General features: G+C 60.8%; 24 protein-coding genes and 1 pseudogene. 13 read left to right on the forward strand and 12 right to left on the reverse strand.

The annotated features are described in order from the left end of the window. Window positions 1-142: 142 nt before the first annotated feature. From scpB to ACYZTW_RS12835, 3 genes are read right to left on the reverse strand one after another with little or no spacing between them, the layout of a single operon-like run. On the reverse strand, window positions 143-937 hold the full coding sequence (gene scpB, locus ACYZTW_RS12825) for a methylmalonyl-CoA decarboxylase (RefSeq protein ID WP_462005164.1): 795 nt from the start codon (window positions 935-937) through the stop codon (window positions 143-145). Continuing rightward, entirely contained in the window at window positions 934-2160 is a 1227-nt protein-coding gene (locus ACYZTW_RS12830) for a CaiB/BaiF CoA transferase family protein (RefSeq protein WP_462005165.1), read from the reverse strand. The genes scpB and ACYZTW_RS12830 overlap by 4 nt, the downstream gene beginning before the upstream one ends. A gap of 30 nt (window positions 2161-2190) precedes the next feature. Continuing rightward, entirely contained in the window at window positions 2191-3516 is a 1326-nt protein-coding gene (locus ACYZTW_RS12835) for an MFS transporter (protein WP_462005166.1), read from the reverse strand. Between the two features lie 166 nt (window positions 3517-3682). Between ACYZTW_RS12835 and ACYZTW_RS12840 the strand changes: the two genes are divergently transcribed. The 5 genes from ACYZTW_RS12840 to ACYZTW_RS12860 all read left to right on the forward strand — a co-directional run bounded on the left by ACYZTW_RS12840 (window position 3683) and on the right by ACYZTW_RS12860 (window position 9098). Continuing rightward, the gene (locus tag ACYZTW_RS12840; protein ID WP_462005167.1) at window positions 3683-4600 is read left to right on the forward strand and encodes a LysR substrate-binding domain-containing protein; all 918 of its coding nucleotides are present in this window, start codon (window positions 3683-3685) and stop codon (window positions 4598-4600) included. 104 nt (window positions 4601-4704) lie between these two features. Continuing rightward, complete coding sequence (locus tag ACYZTW_RS12845; RefSeq protein ID WP_462005168.1) at window positions 4705-5358, forward strand: DUF2238 domain-containing protein; 654 nt, start codon at window positions 4705-4707, stop codon at window positions 5356-5358. Window positions 5359-5644: 286 nt separating this feature from the next. Continuing rightward, a complete protein-coding gene (locus tag ACYZTW_RS12850; RefSeq protein WP_462005284.1) occupies window positions 5645-6745 on the forward strand; it encodes an IS110 family RNA-guided transposase in 1101 nt (366 codons plus the stop codon). 466 nt (window positions 6746-7211) lie between these two features. Next, window positions 7212-8432 (forward strand): helix-turn-helix domain-containing protein, encoded by a 1221-nt coding sequence (locus ACYZTW_RS12855; protein ID WP_462005169.1) that lies wholly within the window; start codon window positions 7212-7214, stop codon window positions 8430-8432. Between the two features lie 36 nt (window positions 8433-8468). Further along, on the forward strand, window positions 8469-9098 hold the full coding sequence (locus tag ACYZTW_RS12860; RefSeq protein WP_462005170.1) for a Vgb family protein: 630 nt from the start codon (window positions 8469-8471) through the stop codon (window positions 9096-9098). Window positions 9099-9114: 16 nt separating this feature from the next. Here the strand turns inward: ACYZTW_RS12860 and ACYZTW_RS12865 are convergent, their stop codons facing one another. Continuing rightward, entirely contained in the window at window positions 9115-9975 is an 861-nt protein-coding gene (locus ACYZTW_RS12865; RefSeq protein WP_462005171.1) for a CAP domain-containing protein, read from the reverse strand. A 173-nt stretch (window positions 9976-10148) separates the two neighbouring features. Here ACYZTW_RS12865 and ACYZTW_RS12870 point away from each other — a divergent pair, with 173 nt between their 5' ends. Further along, a complete protein-coding gene (locus tag ACYZTW_RS12870; RefSeq protein ID WP_462005172.1) occupies window positions 10149-10556 on the forward strand; it encodes a hypothetical protein in 408 nt (135 codons plus the stop codon). On the opposite strand, the gene ACYZTW_RS12875 is transcribed toward ACYZTW_RS12870, so the two are convergent. Further along, entirely contained in the window at window positions 10504-11400 is an 897-nt protein-coding gene (locus tag ACYZTW_RS12875) for a DMT family transporter (protein ID WP_462005173.1), read from the reverse strand. The two genes, ACYZTW_RS12870 and ACYZTW_RS12875, sit on opposite strands and share 53 nt — an antisense overlap. An 83-nt stretch (window positions 11401-11483) precedes the next feature. On the opposite strand from ACYZTW_RS12875, the gene ACYZTW_RS12880 reads away from it, so the two are divergent. From ACYZTW_RS12880 to ACYZTW_RS12890, 3 genes are all read left to right on the forward strand, one after another. After that, window positions 11484-12815, forward strand: coding sequence for an aminotransferase-like domain-containing protein (locus ACYZTW_RS12880; RefSeq protein WP_462005174.1), 1332 nt, complete (start codon window positions 11484-11486; stop codon window positions 12813-12815). 158 nt (window positions 12816-12973) lie between these two features. Then, window positions 12974-13390, forward strand: coding sequence for an organic hydroperoxide resistance protein (locus ACYZTW_RS12885; RefSeq protein ID WP_462005175.1), 417 nt, complete (start codon window positions 12974-12976; stop codon window positions 13388-13390). A 186-nt stretch (window positions 13391-13576) separates the two neighbouring features. Continuing rightward, entirely contained in the window at window positions 13577-14842 is a 1266-nt protein-coding gene (locus ACYZTW_RS12890) for an epoxide hydrolase family protein (protein ID WP_462005176.1), read from the forward strand. 131 nt (window positions 14843-14973) lie between these two features. On the opposite strand, the gene ACYZTW_RS12895 is transcribed toward ACYZTW_RS12890, so the two are convergent. Continuing rightward, window positions 14974-15762, reverse strand: a complete 789-nt coding sequence (locus ACYZTW_RS12895) for an alpha/beta hydrolase (protein ID WP_462005177.1) — start codon at window positions 15760-15762, stop codon at window positions 14974-14976. Between the two features lie 542 nt (window positions 15763-16304). Between ACYZTW_RS12895 and ACYZTW_RS12900 the strand changes: the two genes are divergently transcribed. Beyond that, window positions 16305-17249: an aldo/keto reductase gene (locus tag ACYZTW_RS12900; RefSeq protein WP_462005178.1), complete on the forward strand. Its 945-nt coding sequence runs from the start codon at window positions 16305-16307 to the stop codon at window positions 17247-17249. A gap of 23 nt (window positions 17250-17272) precedes the next feature. Here ACYZTW_RS12900 and ACYZTW_RS12905 read toward each other — a convergent pair. After that, window positions 17273-17947 (reverse strand): annotated as a pseudogene (locus ACYZTW_RS12905) (glutathione S-transferase family protein); the annotation flags it as partial. Between the two features lie 147 nt (window positions 17948-18094). Here ACYZTW_RS12905 and ACYZTW_RS12910 point away from each other — a divergent pair. Further along, complete coding sequence (locus tag ACYZTW_RS12910; RefSeq protein WP_462005179.1) at window positions 18095-18466, forward strand: nuclear transport factor 2 family protein; 372 nt, start codon at window positions 18095-18097, stop codon at window positions 18464-18466. A gap of 46 nt (window positions 18467-18512) precedes the next feature. Here ACYZTW_RS12910 and ACYZTW_RS12915 read toward each other — a convergent pair whose 3' ends face one another. Continuing rightward, complete coding sequence (locus ACYZTW_RS12915; RefSeq protein ID WP_462005180.1) at window positions 18513-19904, reverse strand: aldehyde dehydrogenase family protein; 1392 nt, start codon at window positions 19902-19904, stop codon at window positions 18513-18515. Window positions 19905-20004: 100 nt separating this feature from the next. Between ACYZTW_RS12915 and ptrR the strand changes: the two genes are divergently transcribed. After that, the gene (ptrR, locus tag ACYZTW_RS12920) at window positions 20005-20889 is read left to right on the forward strand and encodes a putrescine utilization regulator PtrR (protein ID WP_462005181.1); all 885 of its coding nucleotides are present in this window, start codon (window positions 20005-20007) and stop codon (window positions 20887-20889) included. A 37-nt stretch (window positions 20890-20926) separates the two neighbouring features. Here the strand turns inward: ptrR and ACYZTW_RS12925 are convergent, their stop codons facing one another. From ACYZTW_RS12925 to ACYZTW_RS12940, 4 genes are all read right to left on the reverse strand, one after another. Then, the gene (locus ACYZTW_RS12925; RefSeq protein ID WP_462005182.1) at window positions 20927-21388 is read right to left on the reverse strand and encodes a MarR family winged helix-turn-helix transcriptional regulator; all 462 of its coding nucleotides are present in this window, start codon (window positions 21386-21388) and stop codon (window positions 20927-20929) included. Window positions 21389-21521: 133 nt separating this feature from the next. Beyond that, window positions 21522-21962, reverse strand: coding sequence for an Ohr family peroxiredoxin (locus tag ACYZTW_RS12930; RefSeq protein WP_462005183.1), 441 nt, complete (start codon window positions 21960-21962; stop codon window positions 21522-21524). A gap of 109 nt (window positions 21963-22071) precedes the next feature. Then, entirely contained in the window at window positions 22072-22524 is a 453-nt protein-coding gene (locus ACYZTW_RS12935; RefSeq protein ID WP_462005184.1) for an Ohr family peroxiredoxin, read from the reverse strand. A 76-nt stretch (window positions 22525-22600) separates the two neighbouring features. Continuing rightward, the gene (locus ACYZTW_RS12940) at window positions 22601-23041 is read right to left on the reverse strand and encodes an Ohr family peroxiredoxin (RefSeq protein WP_462005185.1); all 441 of its coding nucleotides are present in this window, start codon (window positions 23039-23041) and stop codon (window positions 22601-22603) included. Window positions 23042-23278: 237 nt separating this feature from the next. On the opposite strand from ACYZTW_RS12940, the gene ACYZTW_RS12945 reads away from it, so the two are divergent. Beyond that, window positions 23279-24286: an Ldh family oxidoreductase gene (locus tag ACYZTW_RS12945; protein ID WP_462005749.1), complete on the forward strand. Its 1008-nt coding sequence runs from the start codon at window positions 23279-23281 to the stop codon at window positions 24284-24286. The last annotated feature ends 111 nt before the right edge of the window (window positions 24287-24397 follow it).

The raw sequence follows: 24397 nt of genomic DNA on the forward strand, positions 1-24397 counted from the left end.
GCAGAGTCTTTTACCGGCATCAGGGAGCTTTTCTCGGCAACGTTGGGGCCTCATCGCGGGCAAGCCGCGCTCCTGTAGGAGTGTGGTTTGCCCGCGAAGACGGCAGCACAAACGGTGAAAATTTCAGATCGGATCTGCTGTCCTATTTACCGCAGAACACCGCCGGCCTGCGCTCGGTGAAGGCCGCCAGCCCTTCAGTGAAGTCGGCGCTTTCGCAGGCCTGTCGCCGCAGTTCCGCAATCTGCTCCATCGCCTGCACGGGCATCGGCTGCAGGTCTTCCAGAATTCGCAATTGTTCCTTCACCGCCGCAATGGCCAGCTGCGCTTTGGCGGCGATGCCTTGGGCCATGTCGAGCGCGGTCGATTCCAGCGCGTTGCTGTCGACCAGCCTGTTCACCAAACCAAATCTTTCAGCGCGTTCGGCATTCAGTTTCTGCGCGGTGAAGAACATTTCCTTCAACACATGAATCGGCAAATTGTTGAAGAAGCGCAACAACCCACTGGTGGTGTAGGGCAGGCCGATGTTGGCCGGGGTCATCGCGAAGCTGGCGCTGTGATCGGCAACGACCAGGTCGCAGCTCATGGCCAGGTCGACCGCTCCGCCCCATACCGAGCCGGAAATCAGCGCGATCACCGCGCCGGGGTAGGCGCGGATGCGGCGCAATACCTGTTCGAGGGGTTTGCCGTAGGCAATCGGGTCACGGTCATGTTGCAGTTCGCGAATATCGTGGCCGGCGCTCCACACCGGTTGGCCCACTTCGCTGCCGAGTATCACCACGGGGATGCGTTGTGAGGCGAGGGCGGCAAGGCTTTCGTCGAGGGATGCCAGCAACTGCGCGCTGAGGGCGTTGCGGTGGGTGGGGTTGCTGAACACCACCCGCGCGATGCGTTCATCGACGATGTTGACGGTCACGGTGGCAGAGGAGGTTGGGTTCATTGGGCGGTTCCTGTTGAGTGTGCGGGCGAATCGTCGGTGTCCTGGAACACGACCTTGGCGGCGAGCAGTGCGTTGATCGATGCGGCATCGAAACCGGCTTCGCACAGGACTTCGACGGTGTGTTCGCCCAGGAGCGGCGGCGGGCGGCTGGCGGCGCCGTCGGTGGCGCTGAACACCGGTGTCACCACCTGACGCAACGCACCAAGTGTCGGGTGCGTGAGTGTCTCGGTCAGTTGGCTGTGCAGCACTTGCGGATCGTCGAACACTTCGTCGAGCGTGTTGATCGGACCGGCGGGTAATCCTGCCTCGACGAACAGCGTGGTCCATTCGAGTTTGCTGCGGGTTTTCAATCGGCTTTCCAACAGCTCCCGTAACTCGTCACGCCGTTCGACTCGTGCTTCGTTGGTGGCAAAGCGCGAGTCATCCGGCAACTCTGGTAAATCGAGCAGCACGCACAAACGCCCCCACATGGCCGAGGTGATCGGCGCCAGATTGAGCGGGCCGTCCAGTGTCTGGAACACACCATAAGGTGCAATCACTGAATGCGCATTGCCGGTACGACGCGGCACATCACCCAGGCTGAGATAACGTTGACCGTGCACACTCAACAGCCCGACCAGGCTGGCCAGCAACGACGTGCTGACGTGCTGGCCTTGCCCGGTCGTCGAGCGCTCCAGCAGCGCCGCCAGCACCGCCGTCACCAGCCACATGCCCGAGGTCAAATCACCGATGGCAGTGCCGGTACGCGTCGGGTCGCCATCGACGAAACCGGTCAGGCTCATCAGCCCCGAATAACCCTGGGCAATCTGGTCGAAACCCGGCCAGCTGCTCATCGGCCCGTCCGCGCCAAAGGCGTTGATGCTGCCCATGATCAGTCGCGGATTGCGGGCCCTGAGTACGTCATAACCGAGCCCCATACTCTCCAGCGTGCCGGGTTTGAAGTTCTCGATGACGACGTCGGCGTCATCGATCAACCGCTGGATCGTGGCCAATCCCTGGGGATTGCGGAAGTCGATGCACAGGCCGCGCTTGTTGCGGTTGCACGACAGGTAGTAAGTGCTCACGCCCCGGTCGAACGGCCCCCAGGTACGGCTCATGTCGCCGGTCGGGCCGGGCTCGACCTTGATCACATCCGCACCGAGGTCCGCCAGCACCATGGTGCAGAACGGCCCCGACAGTGCGCGACTCAAATCAACAATCTTCACGCCTTGCAACGCTTGCATAGGGTTCTCCAATGAGTGGTCAGGTGCGTGTTATTGCGGCAAGGTCTGATCACGGGTTTCGACGGCAAACGGCAGGATCAGAATGCCGATCACGAAGGCTGCGGCGGTCCAGGCGATGGGGGCGCCGAGTGAGCCGTACCAGTGGATCGCAGCGGCCAGCACGAAGTTGACGCCGGCGCCGATGAAGCGGCCGACCGAGGCATTGAAGGCGAAGGCTGTGGCGCGGATCCGGGTCGGATACTGCTCGGGCAGCCAGAGGGAGAAAATCGCGAAGTTGCCGCCGAAGAAACCGAGGAACACCAGCGACACCATGAACAGATGAAGGCCATCGTCCATGTAGAACACCCAGCCGAACGCGACGACGATTGACAGCGCCATGCCGGCGAAATAGATCCCCAGCGCCACCCGTCGACCCAGTCGTTCGGCCAGCCAGGGCGCCACGAGGCAACCCAGAATCGTGCTGAGCGACAGCACCGCCGCGCCGATGGAGGCGAGGTGCACCGCCCCGACATGATCGATACCCGCTTGGGTGGCCAGCGTGACGACGGCCGTCGCTTCATACACCGAGCCGGCCCACAAGCCGACGATGGCGACCCCGACCAGTAAAGAGCTGGTCAGCGTGCGGCGCCGAAAGGCCGGTGCAAAGATTTCCCACCACGACGCGCCGGTTGCAGGCTTCAACGAGGGTGTATTCACGTTGAGCGCAGTCTTGCGCACCTGGCCCGGCTCTTTCACTTTCAGCGCGGTATAGATCGCAATGAACGCCGGAAACAGGCCGCAGAGAAACATCACGCGCCAGCCATAGGTGGCGCCGACGGTGTAGTTCAGCAGCGCAGCAATGAAGAAACCAAAGTAGTAGCCGGTTTGCAGATAACCCGCGCCCATCTTGCGCCGGTCTTCCGGCCAGCTCTCGGCGACATAGGTGCCGGCGAGTGCCCACTCGCCGCCGACGCCAATCCCGGCGATCAGCCGGAACGCGGCCAACTGCCAGATGTTCTCCGAGAACGCCGCCGCGCCGGTAAACAGTGAGTAGACCAGAATGCTAGCGGCGAGCATTTTCACCCGGCCAAAGCGGTCGGCGAGCGGCCCCCAGATGAACGACATCCCCCAGCCGATCAGAAACAACCCGAACGTGATCGACCCATACATGGCGATGTTGGTGGCGGTGGGCTCTATGCCCGAGGCGGGCAGCAGCTCGGTCAGGGCCGGAATCAGAACCAGGGCGAAGATCACCGAATCCACACCATCCAGAACCCATCCCACGTAGACCGTCCAGAAGCCGCGAATCTGCTCGCGGGTCAGGGGCGTTTTGATGGGCTTCACGCTCGTTGCTGATGCTGTTAATGCTCTAGACATTAAGATCTCCCATTGACCTTGATCAGGCCTATAGAAGCGCTGCTTGCCGGTGGCGGCCGTTGGCGCTTCGTTTGTTGTGAGACGAGTCTAGGCGTCGTATCTCATAAGCTTCAAATATGATATTCCTCTGCTTCCATCGGAAAGTTATATGGCTTTGGAGGGATGCATGGACCTGCGCCAGTTGCGATATTTCATCAAGGTGGTCGAGTGCGGCAACATCACTCGCGCCAGCGAAGCGCTGCACATCGCGCAGCCCGCGATCAGCCAGCAGATGCGCAATCTGGAACTGGACATGGGCATGCAATTGCTCGAGCGCAGCGTGCATGGTGTCGTGCCGACCGCGGCCGGGCAGACGCTGTATCGGCATGCCGTCGAGCTGCTGCGCCAGGCCGACGGCACCCAGGAACTGCTGCGTCAGGACGCCGAATTCCCGCAAGGCAAAGTGTCGGTCGGCATGCCGTCGAGTACCGCACGCATGCTGGCGATTCCGCTCGCACGCACGATTCGCAGTCGCTATCCGGGCATCAAGCTGGAGTTGATCGATGCGCCGAGCGCCGACCTGGGGCGCCTGATCACGGTGGGTCGGGTGGCATTGGCGGTGAATGTCGATGCGGTCGAAACCCGTGGCATGGCGATGCAGCGGCTGTTCACCGAAACGCTGTACCTGGTGGCGTGGCCCGAGTTTTCGTTACCGGATGGGCCAGTGTCGATTGAAGCGTTGGCGAAGATGCCGCTGGTGCTGCCCTGTGCGCCGAACACGATTCGCAGCCGGGTTGAGTCGGCGTTCCAAGAGGCTGGCCTGCATTGCGAGGTCGAGTTCGAGGCCAATTCCACGGACCTGTTGTTCTCAGCCGTCCTGGCCAAGCTGGGCGTGACGATCCTGCCGTGGGCAGCCGCCCATGTTGAACTTGAGCAACACAGGCTCAAGTTGGCCATGATCGATCATCGCCTGTTTACCCGTGATCTTTCGTTGTGCTGGCATGACACGGTCGTCGAAAGCAACGCAGTACAAAAGGTCAAATCGACCATTTTTGAACTGTTCGAAGACTTTGGACGGCAGCCGGGGTGGGCGGCTGGACGATGACGGGGTGATGCTGCCTTTTGTCGGTGGGCCTGAACCGGTTTAGCGATCGGTTGATCCATGTAGAAGGACTCAGGCGCCATTCTCCGATGTGAGGAACTCAAACCATGCAGCCCAAGGCACACCTGCGATTCGACCTGACGCTGCTGATGCTGTTGGGGTTGATCGTCGCGGTGTCGGGTTATTCACCCCAAAGTCGTGTGGATTGGGCACTGGAAAACCTGTTGGTGCTGTTTCTGGTGGGCACACTGGTGGCTGTCTCTGGCCGGTTTCGCCTGTCTGCTGTTTCCATCAGTCTGGTATTCGTTTTCCTGTGCATTCACGAACTGGGTTCTCACTACACCTATGCCAAGGTGCCGTACGACCATTGGTGTTCAGCCTTGACCGGGGTCAACCTCGATAAAGCACTGGGGCTGCATCGCAATCATTTTGATCGGCTGGTCCATCTGAGTTACGGGCTGTTGATGGTGTATCCGATTCGAGAAGTGCTGGTGCGGCTGACACCGTTGCGGGGGTTCTGGCTGGTGTTTATGGCGTTGAACATCATTCTGTCGACGTCGGCCATTTATGAGCTGGTGGAATGGATCGGTGGCGCCTACCTGGGCGACGACACCTCGCGTGCCTTCGTCGGCGCGCAGAACGATCCCTGGGATTCACAGAAGGACATGGCGTTGGCAGTGGCCGGGGCCTTCGTCAGCGAGTGTGTGGTTTTGCTATGCAAGCAAAAGCGCGCCGTTCCTCAGGCCGAGCAACCGTTTTAAATCACCCGATAAGAAAAACCGATACCCGCTTAAGGATTTCCCAGAGGCGGGGCGGGCACCTGCGGCTTTAGAGTCACGCCCGCTACGCCTGCAGGACGGGCAACTGGCGGGTTGCGGGTTGATGCGCACCGCGCGGCTGCTGTTCGACGGCGTCGTGTGCATTCCCGACAACCTCTGGTCCGCTAATCCTTAACGCGATCTGTAATTGAATGGACTCGCCCAAGCCGAGGCGTCTGTGCGCCACGGTGGCATTCTTATAGAAGCCAACGACAGCGAGGGCGAGGCCATGAAAAAGCATACGACGATCAACCAGTCTTTGTCAGCCGATGCGGCGGCATGCACCACAGTTGCGGTGGATCTTGCCAAAAGGGTCTTTCAAGTGGCCGGGGAGGATGCCCTCGGTCAGGTGATATTCGAGGATCGAATCAAGTCACGCGAGGCCTTTCAGGTATTTCTTCATAAGCTACCAGTGAGCGTGACGGTGTTGGTGGAAACCGGGCCAGGCGCTCAGGCGTGGGCGCGGTTGCTGCAAACGCAGGGTAATCCAGTGCGCATCCTGCCGGCCCAGTTGGTTGCCAATCATCGCAGCGGCCCGAAAAATGATCGCAACGATGCATTGGCTATCTTGCGCGCAGGCCGCGATTGCAAGATCTCATCTGTACCGCTCAAGAGTGCGGCGGCGCTGGCGATGCAGGCTCTGCACAGGGCCCGGCAGGGATATGTACGGCGACGTACTGCGGTCGGCAATCAGATGCGCGGTTTACTGCTGGAACACGGTGTGGCCATGGCGCAGGGCGAAATAGCTATCAGCCAGCTCGTGCCTCGGGTACTGGAAGATACCACCCAACCGTTGCCCGATTTGCTGCGCGAACTGATCGCCGAACTGCTGGGCGAATGGAGTCAACTGGGCGAACGCGTCAACGTGCTGACTGGTCGGCTGGAAACAGCCGCGAAGGCGGACGAGACGGCGAAGCGGCTGATGACGGTGCGCGGCGTTGGTCCGATCATCGCCACGGCGTTGTTGGCCAAGCAGACCGAGCCTGAACGCTTCGCCAACGCCCGCTTGTTCGCCGCCTACTTCGGGTTGGTGCCCAGCCAGCACAGCAGCGGCGAGAAGGTCCGGTTGGGCAAGATGAGCAAGCATGGCGATGCTTACTTGCGCAGTCTGACGATCCAGGGTGCCCATGCCGTTTTAAGACAGCTACGACCCGATTCACAGCAGCCGGACGACCAACGTCTCCAGCGTTGGATATCCCGCCTGGGTCGCAAGGAGGCGGCGGTGCGCTTGGCCAACCGCAACCTGCGCATCCTCTGGGTGCTATTGCAAAACGACCAGACTTATCGTCGCCAGCCGGGCACTGGCCAGGAGGCTGCGATGAGTCACTGATAACAGAGTTCTGCCACCGGGGCGTTAAGCCGCTCCAACCCATGCTAAGAACATTGACCCCAGGTCAGACCGTCGCGGATTGATGCCTAAGCTGCTACTGGCCCTTGAGGCCTTACTGTAATCGGCATACCGCGAGCTTACCCAATGTTGGCCAGAAGCCGTTGAAGGCTTCCTCGAACAGGCCTCATACATAGATGCAACCGGGTAGCAGTGTTTAAAAGCGGGTTGAACGTGGGGGCGAGTCCATACATAGCAGCTGGCGAAGCCTGCGTCCGGCTGCGCAGCAGTCGTAAACCCGGCTTGCAAGGTCTTCTTGGAACACTGCGAGTTCCGATTTTACGACTGCTGCGCAGCCGGACGCAGGCTTCGCCAGCTGCTACAAGGGGAGCCTTCGTGATGGGTCATCGTGAGATAGACTCAACAGCGAACATCCAACGGTGGGAGTGACAAATGTGGCGGGATTGCGATGGACTCGCTGATCACGGCCGCAGCGCAGGCACTGGCTGCGGGTGATCCGCTCGGCGCGCTGAACCGGGTCGCGTTGCGCGACGATGCGCCGGCGCTGGCGTTGCGCGGTATTGCGATGGCGCAACTCGGCGATCTGGTACGAGCCAAGGCGCTGGTGCAGAGGGCGGCGCGGGCCTTCGGTCTGAAGGAGGCCTTGGCTCGGGCGCGATGTGTGGTTGCCGAGGCCGAGATCGCGCTGGCCTCCCGGGAGTTGGGCTGGCCGGTGAAGGCACTCGAGTCGGCGCGGGTGACGCTTGAGGCGCACGGCGATAGAGTGAACGCCGCTCATGCGCGGTATTTGCAGATTCGGCGTTTGCTGCTGATTGGGCATCTCGAAGAGGCCGACGTGCTGCTCGCCGAGCTTGACCCTGCGCCTTTACCGCCGGCATTGCGCGCCGCCCACGAACTGGTCGTGGCGGGGATCGCGATGCGACGACTCGAGACGAACAAGGCGCGGTCTGCACTCACGAGGGCCGAGCACGCCGCGCGCGACGCCGATATCCCTGCGCTGACGGCCGAGGTGGAAAATGCTGCCCTTGTCCTGAACACGCCCGTCGCGCGTTTGATTGCCCATGGCGAAGAACGGCCTCTGTTGCTGGATGAGGTTGAAGGGTTGCTTGCGTCCACGTCGCTGGTTATGGACGCCTGTCGCTACGTCGTGCGTGGCGCCGGCATGTCAGTCTCCCTCGCGACACGCCCGGTTTTGTTTGCCCTCGCACGAGCGCTGGCCGAGGCCTGGCCCGCCGACGTGTCGAGGGAAACGCTGATTGCCCGGGCCTTTCGTTTGAAGCTCGCCGATGAGTCCCTTCGCGCACGGTTGCGAGTCGAAGTCGGGCGGCTGCGCGCGGCGCTTAAACCCTTGGCTGGTGTGATTGCAACCCAACGCGGGTTTGCACTGGTGCCGCTGGTTTCCTCCGACGTTGTGGTGCTGGCGCAACACGTCGAAGAAAAGCACGCGGGGGTGTTCGCTTTCCTCGTCGACGGTGAGTCGTGGTCGAGCTCGGCCCTGGCACTGGCCCTGGGTGCCAGTCAACGGACGGTGCAACGGGCGCTCGACGAACTGGCCCGCGCGGGCAAGGTGCAGTCGTTCGGTCGCGGTCGGGCACGTCGCTGGATGACCCCGCCGGTGCCGGGTTTCGCGACGACCTTGTTACTCCCGGTTCCGTTGCCGGGTGACTAGGATGAACGCCACCCACCCGTAACGAGGAATGCCAACATGAAACAGTCAGCAGCCCAAATCCTTCGTGAATATGGACCCTTTGCCGGTGTCGACAAGGTGCATGGCGTCACCTGGGACGGCCAGCACGTCTGGTTTGCCACCGGCGACAAACTCAACGCAATGGACCCTGCGAGTGGCAAGACACTGCGTTCAATCGATGTCGCCGCCCATGCCGGAACCGCCTTCGACGGCCAGCACCTGTTCCAGATCGCCGAGGATCGCATCCAGAAAATTGACCCGCAGACCGGCCGTGTACTCGCGACTATTCCGGCGCCTGGCGGCAGTGACTCAGGGCTGACGTGGGCGGAAGGGACGCTGTGGGTCGGTGAGTATCGGGATCGCAAGATTCATCAGATCGATCCCGAGACCGGCGCGATTCTGCGCACCCTTGAATCCAACCGCTTCGTCACCGGGGTCACCTGGGTCGAGGGTCAGTTGTGGCATGGCACTTGGGAAGAAGACGAGAGTGAGTTACGTCATATCGACTCGACAACCGGCGAGGTGCTGGAGAGCGTGAAGCTGCCGGCCGGCGTCGGGGTGTCGGGGCTCGAATCGGACGGCGGCGAGCAGTTTTTCTGCGGCGGCGGTGGCAGTGGAAAGGTGAGGGCGGTGCGGCGCCCTAAATAAGGCGCCGCTCAATCACTCAAGGCGCCCCAAACAACATCGTCCAATAAACCCCTTCATCACTGCGCGCTTCGGCCGCATAGGCCGCACCCACCTGGGTAAACATCGGGTTCATCAGGTTGGCGCAATGCCCCGGGCTGGCCAGCCAGCCTGACATGGCCTTGCTCGGTGAGCCCTGGCCGGCAGCGATGTTCTCGCCGATCTGCCGGCCACGGAAACCAGCGGCTCTGGCCCGGTCCGCGGGCATGTCACCGTCGGGGTCCTGGTGTGCGAAGTAGTTGCCGTAGGCCATCGCTTTGCTATGCCCTTGCGCCGCTGCGCCCAGGGCTGCGTTCCAGGCCAATGGCCGTGCGGCGGCGAAGCGCTGACGACCGCAGAGGCGCGGCTTTGAGCGTGCCGCATTGACCTGTGCCAGCAACGCTTTGCTGGCGGCTCGCGAATCACCCACACGACTGTCCATCACGGGCTGCGCCAGCACCACCTGCCACTCACTCCGGGCACGGCTGACGCCAATGTCGGCATATTGGGTATCGAGCAACGCCCCGCAGTAATCGCTCTGGAGCATGTCGAAGGCCTCATCGGCATCCTGCGCACCGACCACACGAATAGTGCGCACGCTCACCGCCTGATAGCCGGACGCTTTCAATCGATCGCGCAATCCGCCGCCATAGCCGATCGGCAAGGCCAGGTTCGACTTCAACGCCAGCGGCGATAACGCTCGACCCGCGCGCCCCGAGCAGCGATCGGGGTGAGCGCGGTAGTCGTTGATGGCTTCCACCAACTGCCTTTCGGCACCGGCGTGGGCGGGGTTGGCGAACAGGGAAAACAGAGGAATGAAACAGAGCGAGGCAACGCGAACGGACAGGAGGGTTTGGCGCATGGATGAATAGCTCTGAGCGGGCAAGTGGAATTCACGGCTCGGCTATGACTGGCGCTTCAACACAAGGTTCACGGGCGCAAGGGACATATTTGCGGTGGGATCAGTGCGTCCGCCAAAGAGGACAGGGAGGTATCGTATGATGGTTTCTTTTTACCCGTCACAAGGATTCACCCATGCCGTTAAGCAAGCGCGATCAGGCGCACATCGAGCGACGCCTGGTGGCCACCCTGACCGAGGCGTGTGAGACGGCCAAAGTGGAAATCGTCGGGTTCTGCTGGCTGACCCACGAGGTCGACTACGACCTGTTCCCCTCCAGTCTGAGGGTTATCTGGGTCTTCGATACGCAGGCCAATAAGGATCAGGCGCTGGCCAGCGGGCAAGGCGAACGCATGCTCGAGTTGACCGCCATTGCGTTAAGCGAAGCGGACGTTCTCGTCAGCCCGGTATCGGCCCATGTGCAGTTCGATTCTGAAGAAGCCTGTCAGCGCGCCAATGCCGGTAACTGGCAGCAACGCTTGTCGCGCCCGCTTACTTCGAAAACTTTCGCGCCCCGGCAACGCAAAGGATCACCGCGACGGTAACCCCCAGCATGCCAATGCTGACGTGCTCGTGAAGCAGCGTGGCCGCCAGCGCCAAACCAAAAAACGGCTGCAGCAGCTGAAGCTGGCCGACGGCGGCAATCCCCCCTTGGGCCAGGCCGCGGTACCAGAATACGAAACCGATCAGCATGCTGAAGAGCGATACGTAAGCCAGGCTGAACCACGCGGATGGGGTAATTCCCGAGAACGAAGCCGGGGCCAGAAAGCAGGTCAGCGGGACCATGACGGGCAGCGACAGCAGCAATGCCCAAGAGATCACCTGCCAGCCTCCCAGTGTTCTTGAAAGCTTTGCGCCTTCTGCATAACCCAGCCCGCAGGCGAGGATGGCCAGCAGCATGAGAATGTCGCCGGTCGGCGAAGCGGTCAGGCCTTGCGAGACGGCAAATCCCACGACCAACGCGCTGCCCAGCACCGAGAAGAACCAGAACACTGGCCGGGGGCGCTCCCCGCCGCGCAGTACGCCGAACACCGCTGTGGCGAGCGGCAACAGGCCAACGAAGACGATGGAATGCGCCGACGTCACGTACTGAAGCGCCAGCGCCGTCAGCAACGGAAACCCTACTACAACGCCCATTGCCACGATCGCCAAAGGCAGAAGCTGACGCTTGACGGGACGTTTTTCTTTAAACAGCACCAGCATGCAAAGCGCCAGAAGCCCGGCAATCGCCGCTCGGGCAACGGTCAGGAACACCGGGTCGAATTCCAGCACGGCCAACCGTGTGGCTGGCAACGAGCCGCTGAAAATCAGCACGCCGATGATCCCGTTGAGCCAGCCGCTCGCGGTTTTTTCCGTCGTTGGGTGTTGCAGGGTCGATGTCTGTTCCATGTGAGGGCACTCTCAATTTGCAGAGTTCCATCGTATGATCGACGATCACTACAATCAAAAAATTGTCATGGATACATCTCGACATGCCTCGCTCACGGTACAAGTCATTAGTGGATGCTTTTGCGGCTGACATCCGGTCAGGCCGATTGTTGCCGGGCACGCGCTTGCCGACGCACCGTCAACTGGCGGCGACAGAAGGGCTGGCGCTGGTAACCGCCAGTCGGGTCTATGCAGAGCTTGAAGCCATGGGTCTGGTCAGTGGGGAAACGGGGCGAGGCACGTTCGTGCGGGAGACGTCGTTGCCGCCTGGTTTGGGTATCGACCAGAAAAACATTGCAGTGGGAATGACTGACCTCAACTTCAACTATCCCTCGCTGCCAGGGCAGGCAGAACTCTTGCGCAATGCGCTGCGCCAGCTCGCCTCGGGCGGTGATCTGGAGTCTCTGTTGCGCTACCAGCCACACGCCGGGCGTCTGCATGAGCGCGCTTCCGTGGCGCGCCATTTACTCGCCCGAGGGCTGACGGTGGAGGCCGAGCAAGTGTTAATGGTCAGTGGTGCTCAGCATGGGCTGGCCGTGACGATGATGGCGCTGCTGCAACCCGGTGATGTGATTGCGGCGGATGCGCTGACCTATTCAGGATTCATCGTGCTGGCCGAAGCCTTGCACCTTGAAATCGTGCCCATTCCCGTGACCGAACAGGGACCTGATCTGGAGGCGCTGGACCGTCTGTGCCGGAGTCGCCGCGTGCGGGCGGTGTACTCGATGCCGACGCTGCACAATCCGCTGGGGTGGGTGATGAGTGCCGATCAGCGCGGGTCGCTGGTGACGATTGCGCGCAGGCATGACTTGCTCATCATCGAAGACGCCGCGTATGCCTTCCTTGCTGAGGACCCGCCTGCGCCATTGGCGCAACTCGCGCCCGAGCGGACCGTGTATGTTTCAGGGCTTTCCAAGAGTGTGGCCACCGGACTGCGCGTAGGTTTCGTCGCAGCCCCGGCCGAAAAAGTGCCCGCGCTGGAGCGAACGATCAGGGCGACCACCTGGAATACTCCGGGCGTGCTGACGGCGATCGCGAGCACGTGGCTCGACGATGGCACCGTCATGCAACTGGAAGCTGAAAAACGCCAGGATGCGCAGGCCAGGCAGACCATGGCCGCAGAAGTGCTGGCGGGCCTTCCCTGTATTCGCCACCCGTCGTCCTATTTTCTTTGGCTGCCTTTGTCTGAAGATGCGAGGGCTGACCAGATCGCCGCGGCGCTGCTGCGTGAAAAAGTGGCGGTTTCAACCGCTGAGCCTTTTGCTACTTCTGCTCATGTACCGCATGCGATTCGCTTGGCGCTGGGGTCGGCAGAGATGGACGCACTTCGCGAGGCGCTTGAAAAAGTTAAGTGGGTTATTGGTGCTTATTCATAGCCCGAAGTCGCCCACCGCCATCTATATTGAAAGGTCCAGTCCGCTGCAGATCACGCAAGGGCCCTGACGAGTGGCGAATCTATCAAGCAAGAAGGACTGGTCAATACGCTCACGAAGGGCAATCTTTTTAATCCAGCATTTTCAATCAGGAGATCATCATGACCCAGATGGAAAAAGTACTTTATACCGCCAAAGTCCACACCACGGGTGGGCGGGACGGCGCATCACGCAGTGATGATGGACGACTCGAAGTCAAGCTTTCGTCCCCTGGCACCAAGGGCGACGGGACCAATCCGGAGCAGTTGTTCGCCACGGGTTGGTCAGCCTGCTTCATCGGTGCGATGCAGGTCGCTGCCGGGAAAATGAAGGTCACGCTCCCGCCTGACCTGGCCATTGACGCCGAAGTTGACCTGGGCACCAACTCAGGCGGTTACCTCCTGCAGGCTCGCCTCAACATCAGCCTGCCGGGAATGGACCGCGAAACGGCCCGGGCGCTGGTCGATGAAGGGCACAAGCTGTGTCCGTATTCCAAAGCCACGCGGGGCAACATCAACGTCGAGATCAACCTGGTCTGAGCCGGACCTGTCACGCACATTGGCAAATTATCGCAAGGGTGAAGCTTACGTTTCGCCCTTGCGATAGGGCTCACATGGTCATCGCCTGCTCTCACCGGTTGGCAAGGACGTCTTCCTGCAATTTTGCACGGTGACCGATAAGCGAAAATTCGTCACTCATCGTAGCCCTCAGCTGAGGCAATGAAGATGAAGCACACATTCGCGGTCGCTATAGCAACCCTCGCGCTTTGCGTCTCGGCCCTCGCCAGCGCCGCTCCCGATACCCGGGCTATTCAACCCTTCCACGTCAATGTTGCGGACAAGGAACTTGCCGATCTGAGCAACCGTATCGCGGCGACACGCTGGCCGGACAAAGAGACGGTTTCCGATCGATCACAGGGCGCACAACGGGCACAGCTGCAGGAACTGGTTCGCTACTGGGGCACGAGCTACGACTGGCGCAAGGCCGAGGCGCAGCTCAATGCCCTGGCGCAGTACGTGACCACCATCGACGGGGTCGAGATCCACTTTATCTGGGTGCGCTCCCCCCACCCGAACGCTTTGCCGGTGATTATGACCCACGGTTGGCCAGGCTCCGTGTTCGAGTTCATCAAGGTCGTCGGTCCGCTCACCGATCCGACCGCGCACGGGGGCAATGCGGCAGATGCCTTCGATGTGGTGATTCCGTCCATTCCTGGCTACGGCTTCTCCGGCAAACCGAGTGGTATCGGTTGGGATCCGGACCACATCGCGCGGGCCTGGGCACAGCTGATGCAGCGCCTCGAATACACGCACTACGTCGCCCAGGGTGGTGACTGGGGCGCCCCCATTACCAGCGCGATGGCGCGCCAGGCGCCGGCCGGGTTGCGCGGTATCCACCTTAACCTGCCAGCCACGATACCGGCGGAAGCGAGCGCGGCGCTCGCTGTCGGCGGACCGGCGCCAGCAGGGTTTTCCGAGGAAGAGCGCGCGACCTACGACGCCGTCGCCACGCTCGTCAAACAGGGAAACCTGGCGTACAGCACGATGTTGGCCGCGCGGCCGCAGATGATCGGTTACGGCGCGACGGATTCACCGGCCTTCCTCGCCGCGCTCATGCTCGTGCATCCAGGCTTTGCCCGGTGGACATACGGCGCCGACCCCCAACAGTCGCCGACGAAGGACGAAGTGTTGGACGACATCACGCTCTACTGGCTGACGAATAGCGCCGCCTCGGCAGCAAGGCTCTATTGGGAGAACATGGGGCGAAGCCCTCTTTCTTCGGCCGCACAGAAGACCACCGAGATTTCGCTGCCGGTGGCCGTCACTGTGTTTCCAGAAGATGTCTATTGCCCGCCGGAGTCTTGGGCCCGGCGCGCCTATAGCAACCTGATCTACTTCCACCAGGCCGAAAAGGGCGGGCATTTCGCGGCTTGGGAACAGCCGCAGCTTTTTACCGAGGAGCTTCGCACGGCGTTCCGATCCCTGCGCTAAGTCGCAAGGCGCGCACTTCGCAGAAGCATTGGTCTTCGCGCGCAGTGCCGCTGCGGTGCTGGTCGAACGCTGCCCGTGGGGACGGGGCCTACGCGGTCTGGACCGGTATCGGCGCGGCGGGCGCTGTCACCTTACAAACCATCGCCCAACACCTTCAGGTACTCGGGACTCTCGGAAATTGAGTTGTGCCCCGTACCCGGTATGACCTTCAGCGACGCCACCCCGTTGGCGAAATGCGTGAAGAGCCGCTCGGTGCTGGAACGCGGTATCACTTCGTCGTGCTCAGCCGCGATCAAGAGCGTCGGCACCGTGATGTGGGCGGCGTACTTCCAGGATTCAAAGGTGTCCTTGAGCAACCACTTCACCGGGAAGATGGGGAACTGCCGGGCGGCGAGTTCTAAAACACTGTTGTAGGGCGTGATCAGCACCAGACGCGCCGCCGGGCGTTGGCTGGCGAGGCGCACGGCAACGCCCGAGCCCAGGCTGCGACCGACCACCGTAATGTGTGGATGGGTGGCGTAGACCAGGTCAAACAAGTCCATGGCGTCGCGCGAAATCATCTCCTCGGAGGGCGATCCGGAACTGCCACCGTAGCCTCTGTAGTGAAGCAAGTAGAGGGCGTGATCGGCAAAGGCTTCGGAAAACGAAGGCAGGCTCCGAGAGACGTCCTCGGCATTACCACCGAAATAGATCAACGCATTCGGCCCCTCGTGCGGCCTGACGGAGACCAGCACCTGCGCGTCGGCGACGGACAGCGTGAGCAGCGTTGCCGAGGTGCCGACAGCGCGGGGTTGCGGGAAGTAGATGAGGGCGCGCTGGAACACAAACAACGCAGCACACAGCGCCAGATACACAACGGCGACGATAACGACGATTGACACCAGGATTCGTGGCATTCGGCTAACTTTAGTGGGCGGCATTGACGGCTCTGGCCTGAAGACGGCTATCGCTTGATCGCTGTCAGAGTGTAGTAGACCGATAGCGCGACGCACCGGGAGGGCCCACATGCCCATCGTTGTCAAATGGCACAACGTTCTGCCCTCCGAAAGAGCGGCGTTGAGGCTAATGCCAGTCAGCCGCGACACTCTTTGCAGCTGCCGAGCCCGCGAGGCTGTGGTGAGGGGATTTATCCCCGTTCGGCGGCGAAGCCGTCGTAATCCATTGGACGCGGTGTGGCTGGAAAAACAGGGGCCGCTTCGCAGCCCAACGGGGATAAATCCCCTCACCACAGCCTCGCGGGCTCGGCAGCTGCTACAGATCGCGTTACGGCTTAACTGACTGACATTGGGCTTCGCCTTCCATTTCTGCGTGCTGGTGCTGTTGGAGGTTGCGGTGCTTGTTGTATGTCGAGCAGGGGCGAATTGTCGCCGGTAGCTATGCTGATATGTGGCCAGCCTCGTGCGTCCGGCGCGAGAAGTGCTGTGGACCGTGGCTGACAGCAAAAATGTGGAAGGGCAATTCCATGAGCCACACTGACGGGTACACGCGTCGAAAAATACTCACGCTGGCCGCCGGTGCTTCGGCGGTTTTCACCTTCGATCCGGCTGTTGCAGCATCCACGCCGTCGACGGAAACAGGAGGCAAGAACATGCTGACCCGGGCCATTCCATCCAGCGCCGAACTATTACCGATCGTCGGGCTGGGTACGTATCGCGGTTTTGATGTCGAGCCTTCAAGTCCCGCTTACAAGCAGCTGCCTGCGGTTCTGCGTGCGTTGTTCGAGAAGGGCGGGAAGGTGATCGACAGTTCGCCCATGTACGGTCGCGCCGAACAGACAACCGGTGAGCTGCTGTCGATTCATGAGCCGCGCTCGCCGGCCTTTCTGGCCACCAAGGTGTGGACCCGGGGCCGCGAAGAAGGCATCGCGCAGATGGAACAGTCTTTCAAATTGCTGCAGACCGACCGGATCGACCTGATACAGATTCACAACCTGCTGGACTGGAAAACCCATTTGCCCACGCTGCGCAAATGGAAGGAAGAAGGGCGCATTCGTTACATCGGCATCACCCATTACACGGCGTCGGCGTATGACGAGGTGGAAGCGGTACTCAAGGCCGAGCCGTTGGACTTTTTGCAGATCAACTATGCCCTGGACGATCGCGGCGTCGAGAAACGCATCCTGCCGCTGTGTCGCGAGCGAGGTGTGGCGGTGATCTGCAATCGGCCCTTCGGCGGCGGGGAATTGCTCGCCCGCTTGAAGGACAAACCGTTACCGCGCTGGGCCGCGGATGTGAGGGTCAATAGCTGGGCGCAACTGGCGCTCAAGTTCCTGCTGACGCATTCGGCGGTGACCTGCGTCATCCCCGGCACCGGCAACCCGCGTTACATGGCGGAAAACGCCGGTGCCGGTTTCGGTCCGATGCTGACGGGGGCGCAGCGCGAGCAGTTGATTGACGTGGTGGGGTAGGCGAATTGTCGAGGCCTGTCAGTGTTGTCCGGCGTCTGGCGAAACCGCTCCGGGATGGCTTCAGCAAACGGATAAAACGAAAACCAGGGCCTGGCCTCGTCGATGACCCGCTGGACGGACGGTCTGTTCATCAGCCTGTCGAAATAGGCTTTCAAGTGACCGTAGTCGTCGGGGAACGGCTCAAGAGTACTGGCATAGAACAGGGCCGGGGCGGCAGCGCAATCGGCCAGGCTGAAATCTTCACTGGCCAGCCAGATTCTGGACGCCATCTGGTGGTCGAGCATGCCGTACGCCGTCTGCAGTGTGGAACGTTCTCTGGTCAAATCGCCGTGAGCGTCGCGCAAACGATCAAACACAATCTGTTGCAGCGGCGTCTGGAGATAGTGGTCGCAGACACGGTCCCAAAGACGGACTTCCAGCGCGGTGTCCCAGTCGTTGGGTACGAGTGGATGTTCACCTGGATAAAATTGGTCCAGGTATTCGATGATGATCGTGGTCTCCGCCACGTTGCGCTGGCGAGCGTGGTCGCGGATGACCGGGAACTTGACGAGCGGCCACAGCGCTTTCAGCTCTGCTCTGTCTGCATCGTTGGCGAGATCGATGATCCGCTTTTCGAATTCGACAGCGTTTTCGTAGAGCGCGATGAGCACTTTGTGGCAGAACGACGACAGCGGATGGTAGTAAAGAGTCAGCGACATCTCTCAGCTCCTCGACAGGCAGGTGACCCCCATCATCATAGTCGCCATCCGGGACTGTTAAGCGCGCGGTGCTAGACTTTCAGGGTGGGATGGATGATCGATCAACCTGATCCGGCGGTGCGAGGACGAGAACGCTGGAGGTATGACATGACGACTCAATCGCTGGCTAAAGAACACATCAACGTGGTGGTCCGCAATTACGTAGAAGGCATGGTGTTCGCCGATGAAGCCTTGTTGCGACAGGCCTTTCATCCTTCTTGCCGCATCATTGGCCATTACGAAGAAAAGCTTGAATGGGCTTCTCTGGAGGAATTTATCAGCGCGATCAAGGCCGAGGGGCCGGCAGCCAAAGAGGTCAAGCCGTTTTGGGAAGTACTCAGTGTCGATGTCACGGGTGATGCCGCCGCGGTAAAAGTCACTGATGATTATCTCGGCATGCGATTTACTGATTACCTGTCGTTACTGAACATCAATTATCGCTGGATGATTGTGAACAAGCTGTATTACTTGAACGAATAGAGCGCGAGTGCCTGGGAGCCCAAGGCTCCCAGGCAGCTTGATGCGATCAGCGCCGATCCAGCCATACCGTTTGGGCATTGCAGAATTCGCGCACACCGAAATGCGAGAGCTCACGGCCAAACCCGCTTTTCTTCACACCGCCGAAGGTGACACGTGGGTCGGATGCGCAATAGCCATTAATAAACACGCCACCGGTTTCCAGTTCACCAGCCATCTGTTCGGCAAGCTCGACGTTGCGTGTGTAAATGGTTGAAGCGAGACCGAACTCACTGTCATTCGCCAGTGCCAGAGCATGCGCTGCATCGCGCGCCGTGATGATCGAGGCCACCGGGCCAAACAGTTCCTGTTTGAACGAGGTCATCTGGTCGGTGACATTAGCGAAGACAGTAGGCTCGTAGAAGTTACCCGGGCCTTCAGCTTTCTTGCCGCCCAGCAGCAACGTCGCGCCTTCTTCCAGGGTGTCGCGCACCTGTTGATCCAGTTCATCACGCAGATCAAAGCGGGCCATCGGGCCGATGTAGGTGTCGGCGGCCAGTGGATCGCCGACCACCAGTTTTTGCGTGGCTTCGACGAACTTGCGCGTGAATTCCTCGACGATGCCTTGCTCGACGATCAAGCGTTTGGCGGCTGCGCAGACTTGCCCGGTGTTCTGGTAGCGGCCAATCACGGCGGCTTTGACCGCTTCGTCGAGGTCGGCATCGTTAAGGACGATGAACGGATCTGAACCGCCCAATTCCAGCACGCACTTCTTCAACGCCGCGCCGGCTTGAGCGCCGATGGCCATGCCGGCTCGCACGCTGCCAGTGAGGGTGACGGCCGCGATGCGTGGATCGGCAATCGCGGTGGAGACGCCGTCCGGCGTGACATTGATGAGTTCGAAGACACCTTCGGGAAAGTCGGCGTGCTTGAAGGCCTCCCGCAACAGATAAGCGCTGCCCATCACGTTGGGCGCATGTTTGAGCACGTAGGTGTTGCCGGCGATCAACGCTGGAACGGCGCCGCGCAGGACCTGCCAGATCGGGAAGTTCCACGGCATTACCGCGAGAATCGGGCCGAGCGGGCGATATTCAATGCGCGCTTTTCCACCTTCAACCAGCGTCGGTTCAGCGTTCAGCATCGCGGGGCCGTGTTCGGCGTACCACTCGCAGAGTTGCGCGCACTTTTCGATTTCGCCGCGCGCCTGAGTGATCGGCTTGCCCATTTCCAGGGTGATCATGTTCGCCATCGCGGCGGCGTTGTCGCGCAATGCCCGAGCCAGGGCGATCAACAAGTGCGAGCGTTGATCAACGGGTTTGCTGCGCCAGACGCGGAACCCGGCAGCGGCGCGGGTAAGGGCGGCGTCCAGTGCCGATGCGGATTCGAAAGGGTAGTGACCGATCTGCTCGCCGTTGGCGGGGTTGATCGAAATGGCATGGGTGAGGCTGGAAACTTGAGTCATGGCACCGTCCTGCGAGGTGGGGATGCGCTCAGGTTACGGTGGCATTTGTTTTCTGGAAACTGAATAATACTGAGCATATCGTTCACGTTTGGAGAATGACTTGGATCTGGTTCAGCTGGAAATTTTCAAAGCCGTCGCCGAACACGGCAGCATCAGCGCGGCCGCTCAGCACATCCATCGGGTGCCCTCGAACCTGACGACGCGGATCAAGCAGCTGGAGCTGGATCTGGGCGTGGACCTGTTTATCCGCGAGAAGAGTCGCCTGCGCCTGTCGCCGGCCGGCTGGAGTTTCCTGGACTATGCCCGGCGTATTCTCGACCTGGTCCAGGAGGCCCGCGCGACGGTGGCGGGCGAAGAACCACAAGGATCGTTTCCCTTGGGATCACTGGAGAGTACGGCGGCGGTGCGTATCCCTGAGCTGCTGGCCGCGTATAACCAGAAGCACGCCAAGGTCGAGCTGGACCTGTCCACCGGACCTTCGGGGACCATGATCGACGGGGTGTTGTCTGGCCGATTAGCGGCAGCGTTTGTCGATGGACCGGTGCTGCATCCGGCATTGGAAGGCGTGCCGGTATTTGAGGAGGAGATGGTGGTGATCGCACCGCTCAACCATTCCCCCATCCATCGTGCGCGGGATGTTAATGGCGAAAACATCTATGCCTTCCGCTCCAATTGTTCCTACCGACACCACTTCGAAAGCTGGTTCGCCAAGGACGCGGCGGTGCCCGGCAAGATTTTCGAAATGGAGTCCTATCACGGCATGCTGGCGTGCGTCAGCGCCGGCGCAGGTCTGGCACTGATGCCCCGCAGCATGCTCAACAGCATGCCCGGATGCACCACGGTGAGCATCTGGCCGCTATCGGAATCGTTCCGCTATTTGCGCACCTGGCTGGTGTGGCGCCGGGGGACGGTGTCGCAAAGTCTGACCATGTTTGTGCGCTTGCTTGAGGAGCGCGGGGTGGTGCGGGATGAAGTGGCGCGCTAGTTCGCGCGCTTGAGAATGTCCAGATCGGTGTGCCGACTCATTCCCCGGCTTTCGTCGACTTGATCAGATTGTTGCGCAGCTTCACGACCGCTTTTTGCAGGATCGTGAATTCGTCGAACGTCAGGCCCGTCGCGTCGGCGAGGCCCATTTCCGGTTGGCTTTCGCGCAGCTGTCGACCGTTCTTCGTCAGGCTGATCCGTACCTGGCGCTCGTCCTCGGGATCGCGCTGCCTTTGCAAAAAGCCCATCGCTTCCAGTTTCTTCAGAATCGGGGTCAGTGTGTTCGATTCCAGAAACAGCTTCTCGCCCAGGCTGCCGACGGTCTGATTGTCTTCCTCCCAGAGCGCGACGATGGTGATGTATTGCGTATAGGTCAGCCCAAGCTGCTCGAGTATCGGCTTGTAAGCCTTGCCGAAGGCCAGGTTCGTGGAATAGACCGCAAAACACAGGAATTCGGAGAGCTTCAGGTCGGCGGGGGCGGCGTTATCGGTGGGTTTCATGTGCATCCTCGTTGGCCAAAGAGTGATGGCTCGCAAAAAGTAAAATATACCTCGTATGCGATTGTGTCGGAACGACTCTAACTGACGGTGGCGACCGGTTCGACGGCGAAAGTCGAACCGGTCGTACGGTGCATCATGCGGTCAGGGCGTTGATGACCACGTCGATATTGCCTCGCGTCGCCTTCGAGTACGGGCAGATTTGATCGGCGGCGTGCGCCAGCTCTGTCGCGACTTCTTGCGTCAAGCCTGGCACGCGAAGACTCAGCCGGGCCTGGAGGAAGTAGGCCGGACCGGTCTGGCCCAGATCGACCTCAATATCAATGGCCAGATTGGGCGGCAGTGTCACCTTCATATTTTTCGCCGCCAGCTCGACGGCTGCGGTGTAGCAGGCCGACCATGCGCCGGCGAACAGTTGCTCTGCGGTGGGGTGCGGCACAATGGCAGCGAACTCGTGTGCCAGTTTCGGGTTTCCAGGCGACGAGAGCTGGATGTCGAGGCCGCGCGAAGAGTTGCCGGCGGCGCTGAACGTCGTATGGGTTTTGCCTGTCGCCAGGACTTTTTCGATCTTGTTCATGGATGAGTCCTCATCGTTATGTTGGATTTGTTATTCGTATGCGCTTAAAGCGCATACGATATATTTGGCGTATCGACCCTGCCGATCGATAGCAACGCCGCGCGGTGCGTCAAGCCGTGAGGACGTTCAGGGCCACGTCAATGTTACCCCGCGTCGCTTTCGAGTACGGGCAGATTTGATGGGCGGTGTGCGCCAGTGTCGTCGCGATATCGTGCGACAAACCCGGCACGCGCAGGGTCAATCGAGCCTGAAGGAAGTAGGCCGGACCGGTCTGACCCAGATCGACTTCGATGTCGACGGACAGATCCGACGGCAGCACCACGTTCATTTCTCCGGCCACCAGCCCGACGGCGGCGGTGTAGCAGGCCGACCATGCGCCAGCGAACAGTTGCTCGGCAGTCGGGTGCGGCTGGGTGGCTGCGAACACGTGTGCTGGCTTGGTGTTGCCAGGCGACGACAGGGTGATGTCGAGGCTGCCGTCATGGCCGCGCGAGGTGTTGCCAGCGTCGCTGACGGTGGTGTGGGTTTTGCCGGTGGCCAGTACTTTTTCAATCTTGCTCATGATGATTTCCTGAATCTCTATTGTTTTCGTATGCGCTTATATCGCATGCGACATATTTGATGGATTAAAGCGATCTTCACGCCGTCAGGACGTTCACCGCCACGTCGATGTTGCCCAGCGTCGCTTTCGAGTACGGGCAGAGTTCGTGTGCGGCGTGCGCCAGTTCGGTTGCGACGTCGTGTGCCACGCCCGGCAAGCGGACAAAGAATCGAGCCTGAAGGAAATAAGCCTGACCGGTCTGACCCAGATCGACCTCGATGTCGACAGACACATCGGCCGGCAGCACCACTTTTTTCGCCTTGGCTATGTGTTCGATGGCGGAGATGTAGCAGGCCGACCATGCACCGGCGAACAGTTGCTCGGCGGTCGGGTGCGCTTGGGTGGCTGCGAACACGTGGGCCGGTTTGGCGTCACCTGGTGACGACAGCTCGATGTCGAGGTTGCCGTGGGCACGGGTCGCGTCGCTGAACGTGGTGTGGGTTTTGCCGGTGACCAGTACTTTTTCGATCTTGCTCATGGAATAAATCCTCAACGTTTCAATAAGTGGTATTTGTATGTCGTATACGTTTATATCGTATGCGATGCAAGTAATATTCGCGCAGAGCTCAACCAGTGTCAAGGGGTGGTGTGACGTCCACCCGACGAATGGTCGGGTTGCCGGGATATGCCGAATTCGTCGTCGACCGGGCCTAAAGCGATCAAGCCGTGTCGTCTGGAATGGGCCAGTCTGGACGGTCTGTCCAAGGAGTTGATGATGAAACGACTGTCCCTGGCCGAAGCTCGCGAGCTGGCCGAATCGATCTTGCTGCACAACGGTTTCAACCTTGCCCACGCTCAGGCGGTGGCCGCCACGGTGATTGCCGGCGAGCGCGATGGCTGCGCCTCCCACGGTCTGTACCGGGTACTGGGTTGTGTGAATTCGCTCAGGGCCGGCAAGGTGGTGGCCGATGCCGAGCCACGGGTGATCGACCAGGCCTCTTCGATCGTGCGGGTCGATGCGGCGGGTGGTTTCTCCCAGTTGGCGTTCCAGGCGGGTCTGCCATTACTGGAGGAGAAAACCCGGGCAAACGGAATTGCGGCCTTGGCGATCAATCGCTGTGTGCATTTTTCCGCCCTGTGGGTCGAGATCGAGCAGCTGACCGCTGCCGGCCTGGTGGCGCTGGCCTGTAATCCCAGCCATGCCTGGGTCGCGCCGGCGGGGGGCAGTCAACCGGTGTTCGGGACTAATCCCATCGCATTCGGCTGGCCGCGTTCGGGTAACGATCCGTTTGTGTTCGACTTCGCCACCAGTGCGATTGCCCGTGGCGAGATCGAGTTGCATCGGCGTGCCGGCAAAGCGATTCCTGAAGGTTGGGGCGTCGATGCAGATGGGCAGCCGAGTACCGATGCGAACGTGGTACTCGATGCCGGCGCGATGCTGACGTTCGGTGGGCACAAGGGCTCGGCGCTGGCCGCCATGGTGGAGTTGATTGCCGGGCCGTTGATCGGTGACCTGACCAGTGCTGAATCGCTGGCCTACGACGCAGGCAGCAAGTCGTCGCCGTACCACGGCGAGCTGATCATCGCCCTCGATCCGCGGCGCTTTCTCGGCGAGGCCACCGAGCAGCACCTGGCCCGTGCCGAAGTCATGTTCCAGAGCATACAAGGGCAGGGCGCACGCTTGCCGTCGCAACGGCGGTACGAGGCGCGAGCGCGCAGTTTGGTGGAGGGCGTGCAGATTCCCGAAGCTTTGTACAACGACTTGAAGGCACTGCTGGGCTGAGTGAAAGCCGGACCTGTGGGAGCGAGCTTGCTCCGGGCGGCGTTCCGACGATGAGGCCATCAGATTCAACATTTTCGTTGACTGACATGCCGCTATCGCGAGCAGGCTCGC

Source organism: Pseudomonas sp. LB3P25 (genome assembly GCF_054897985.1).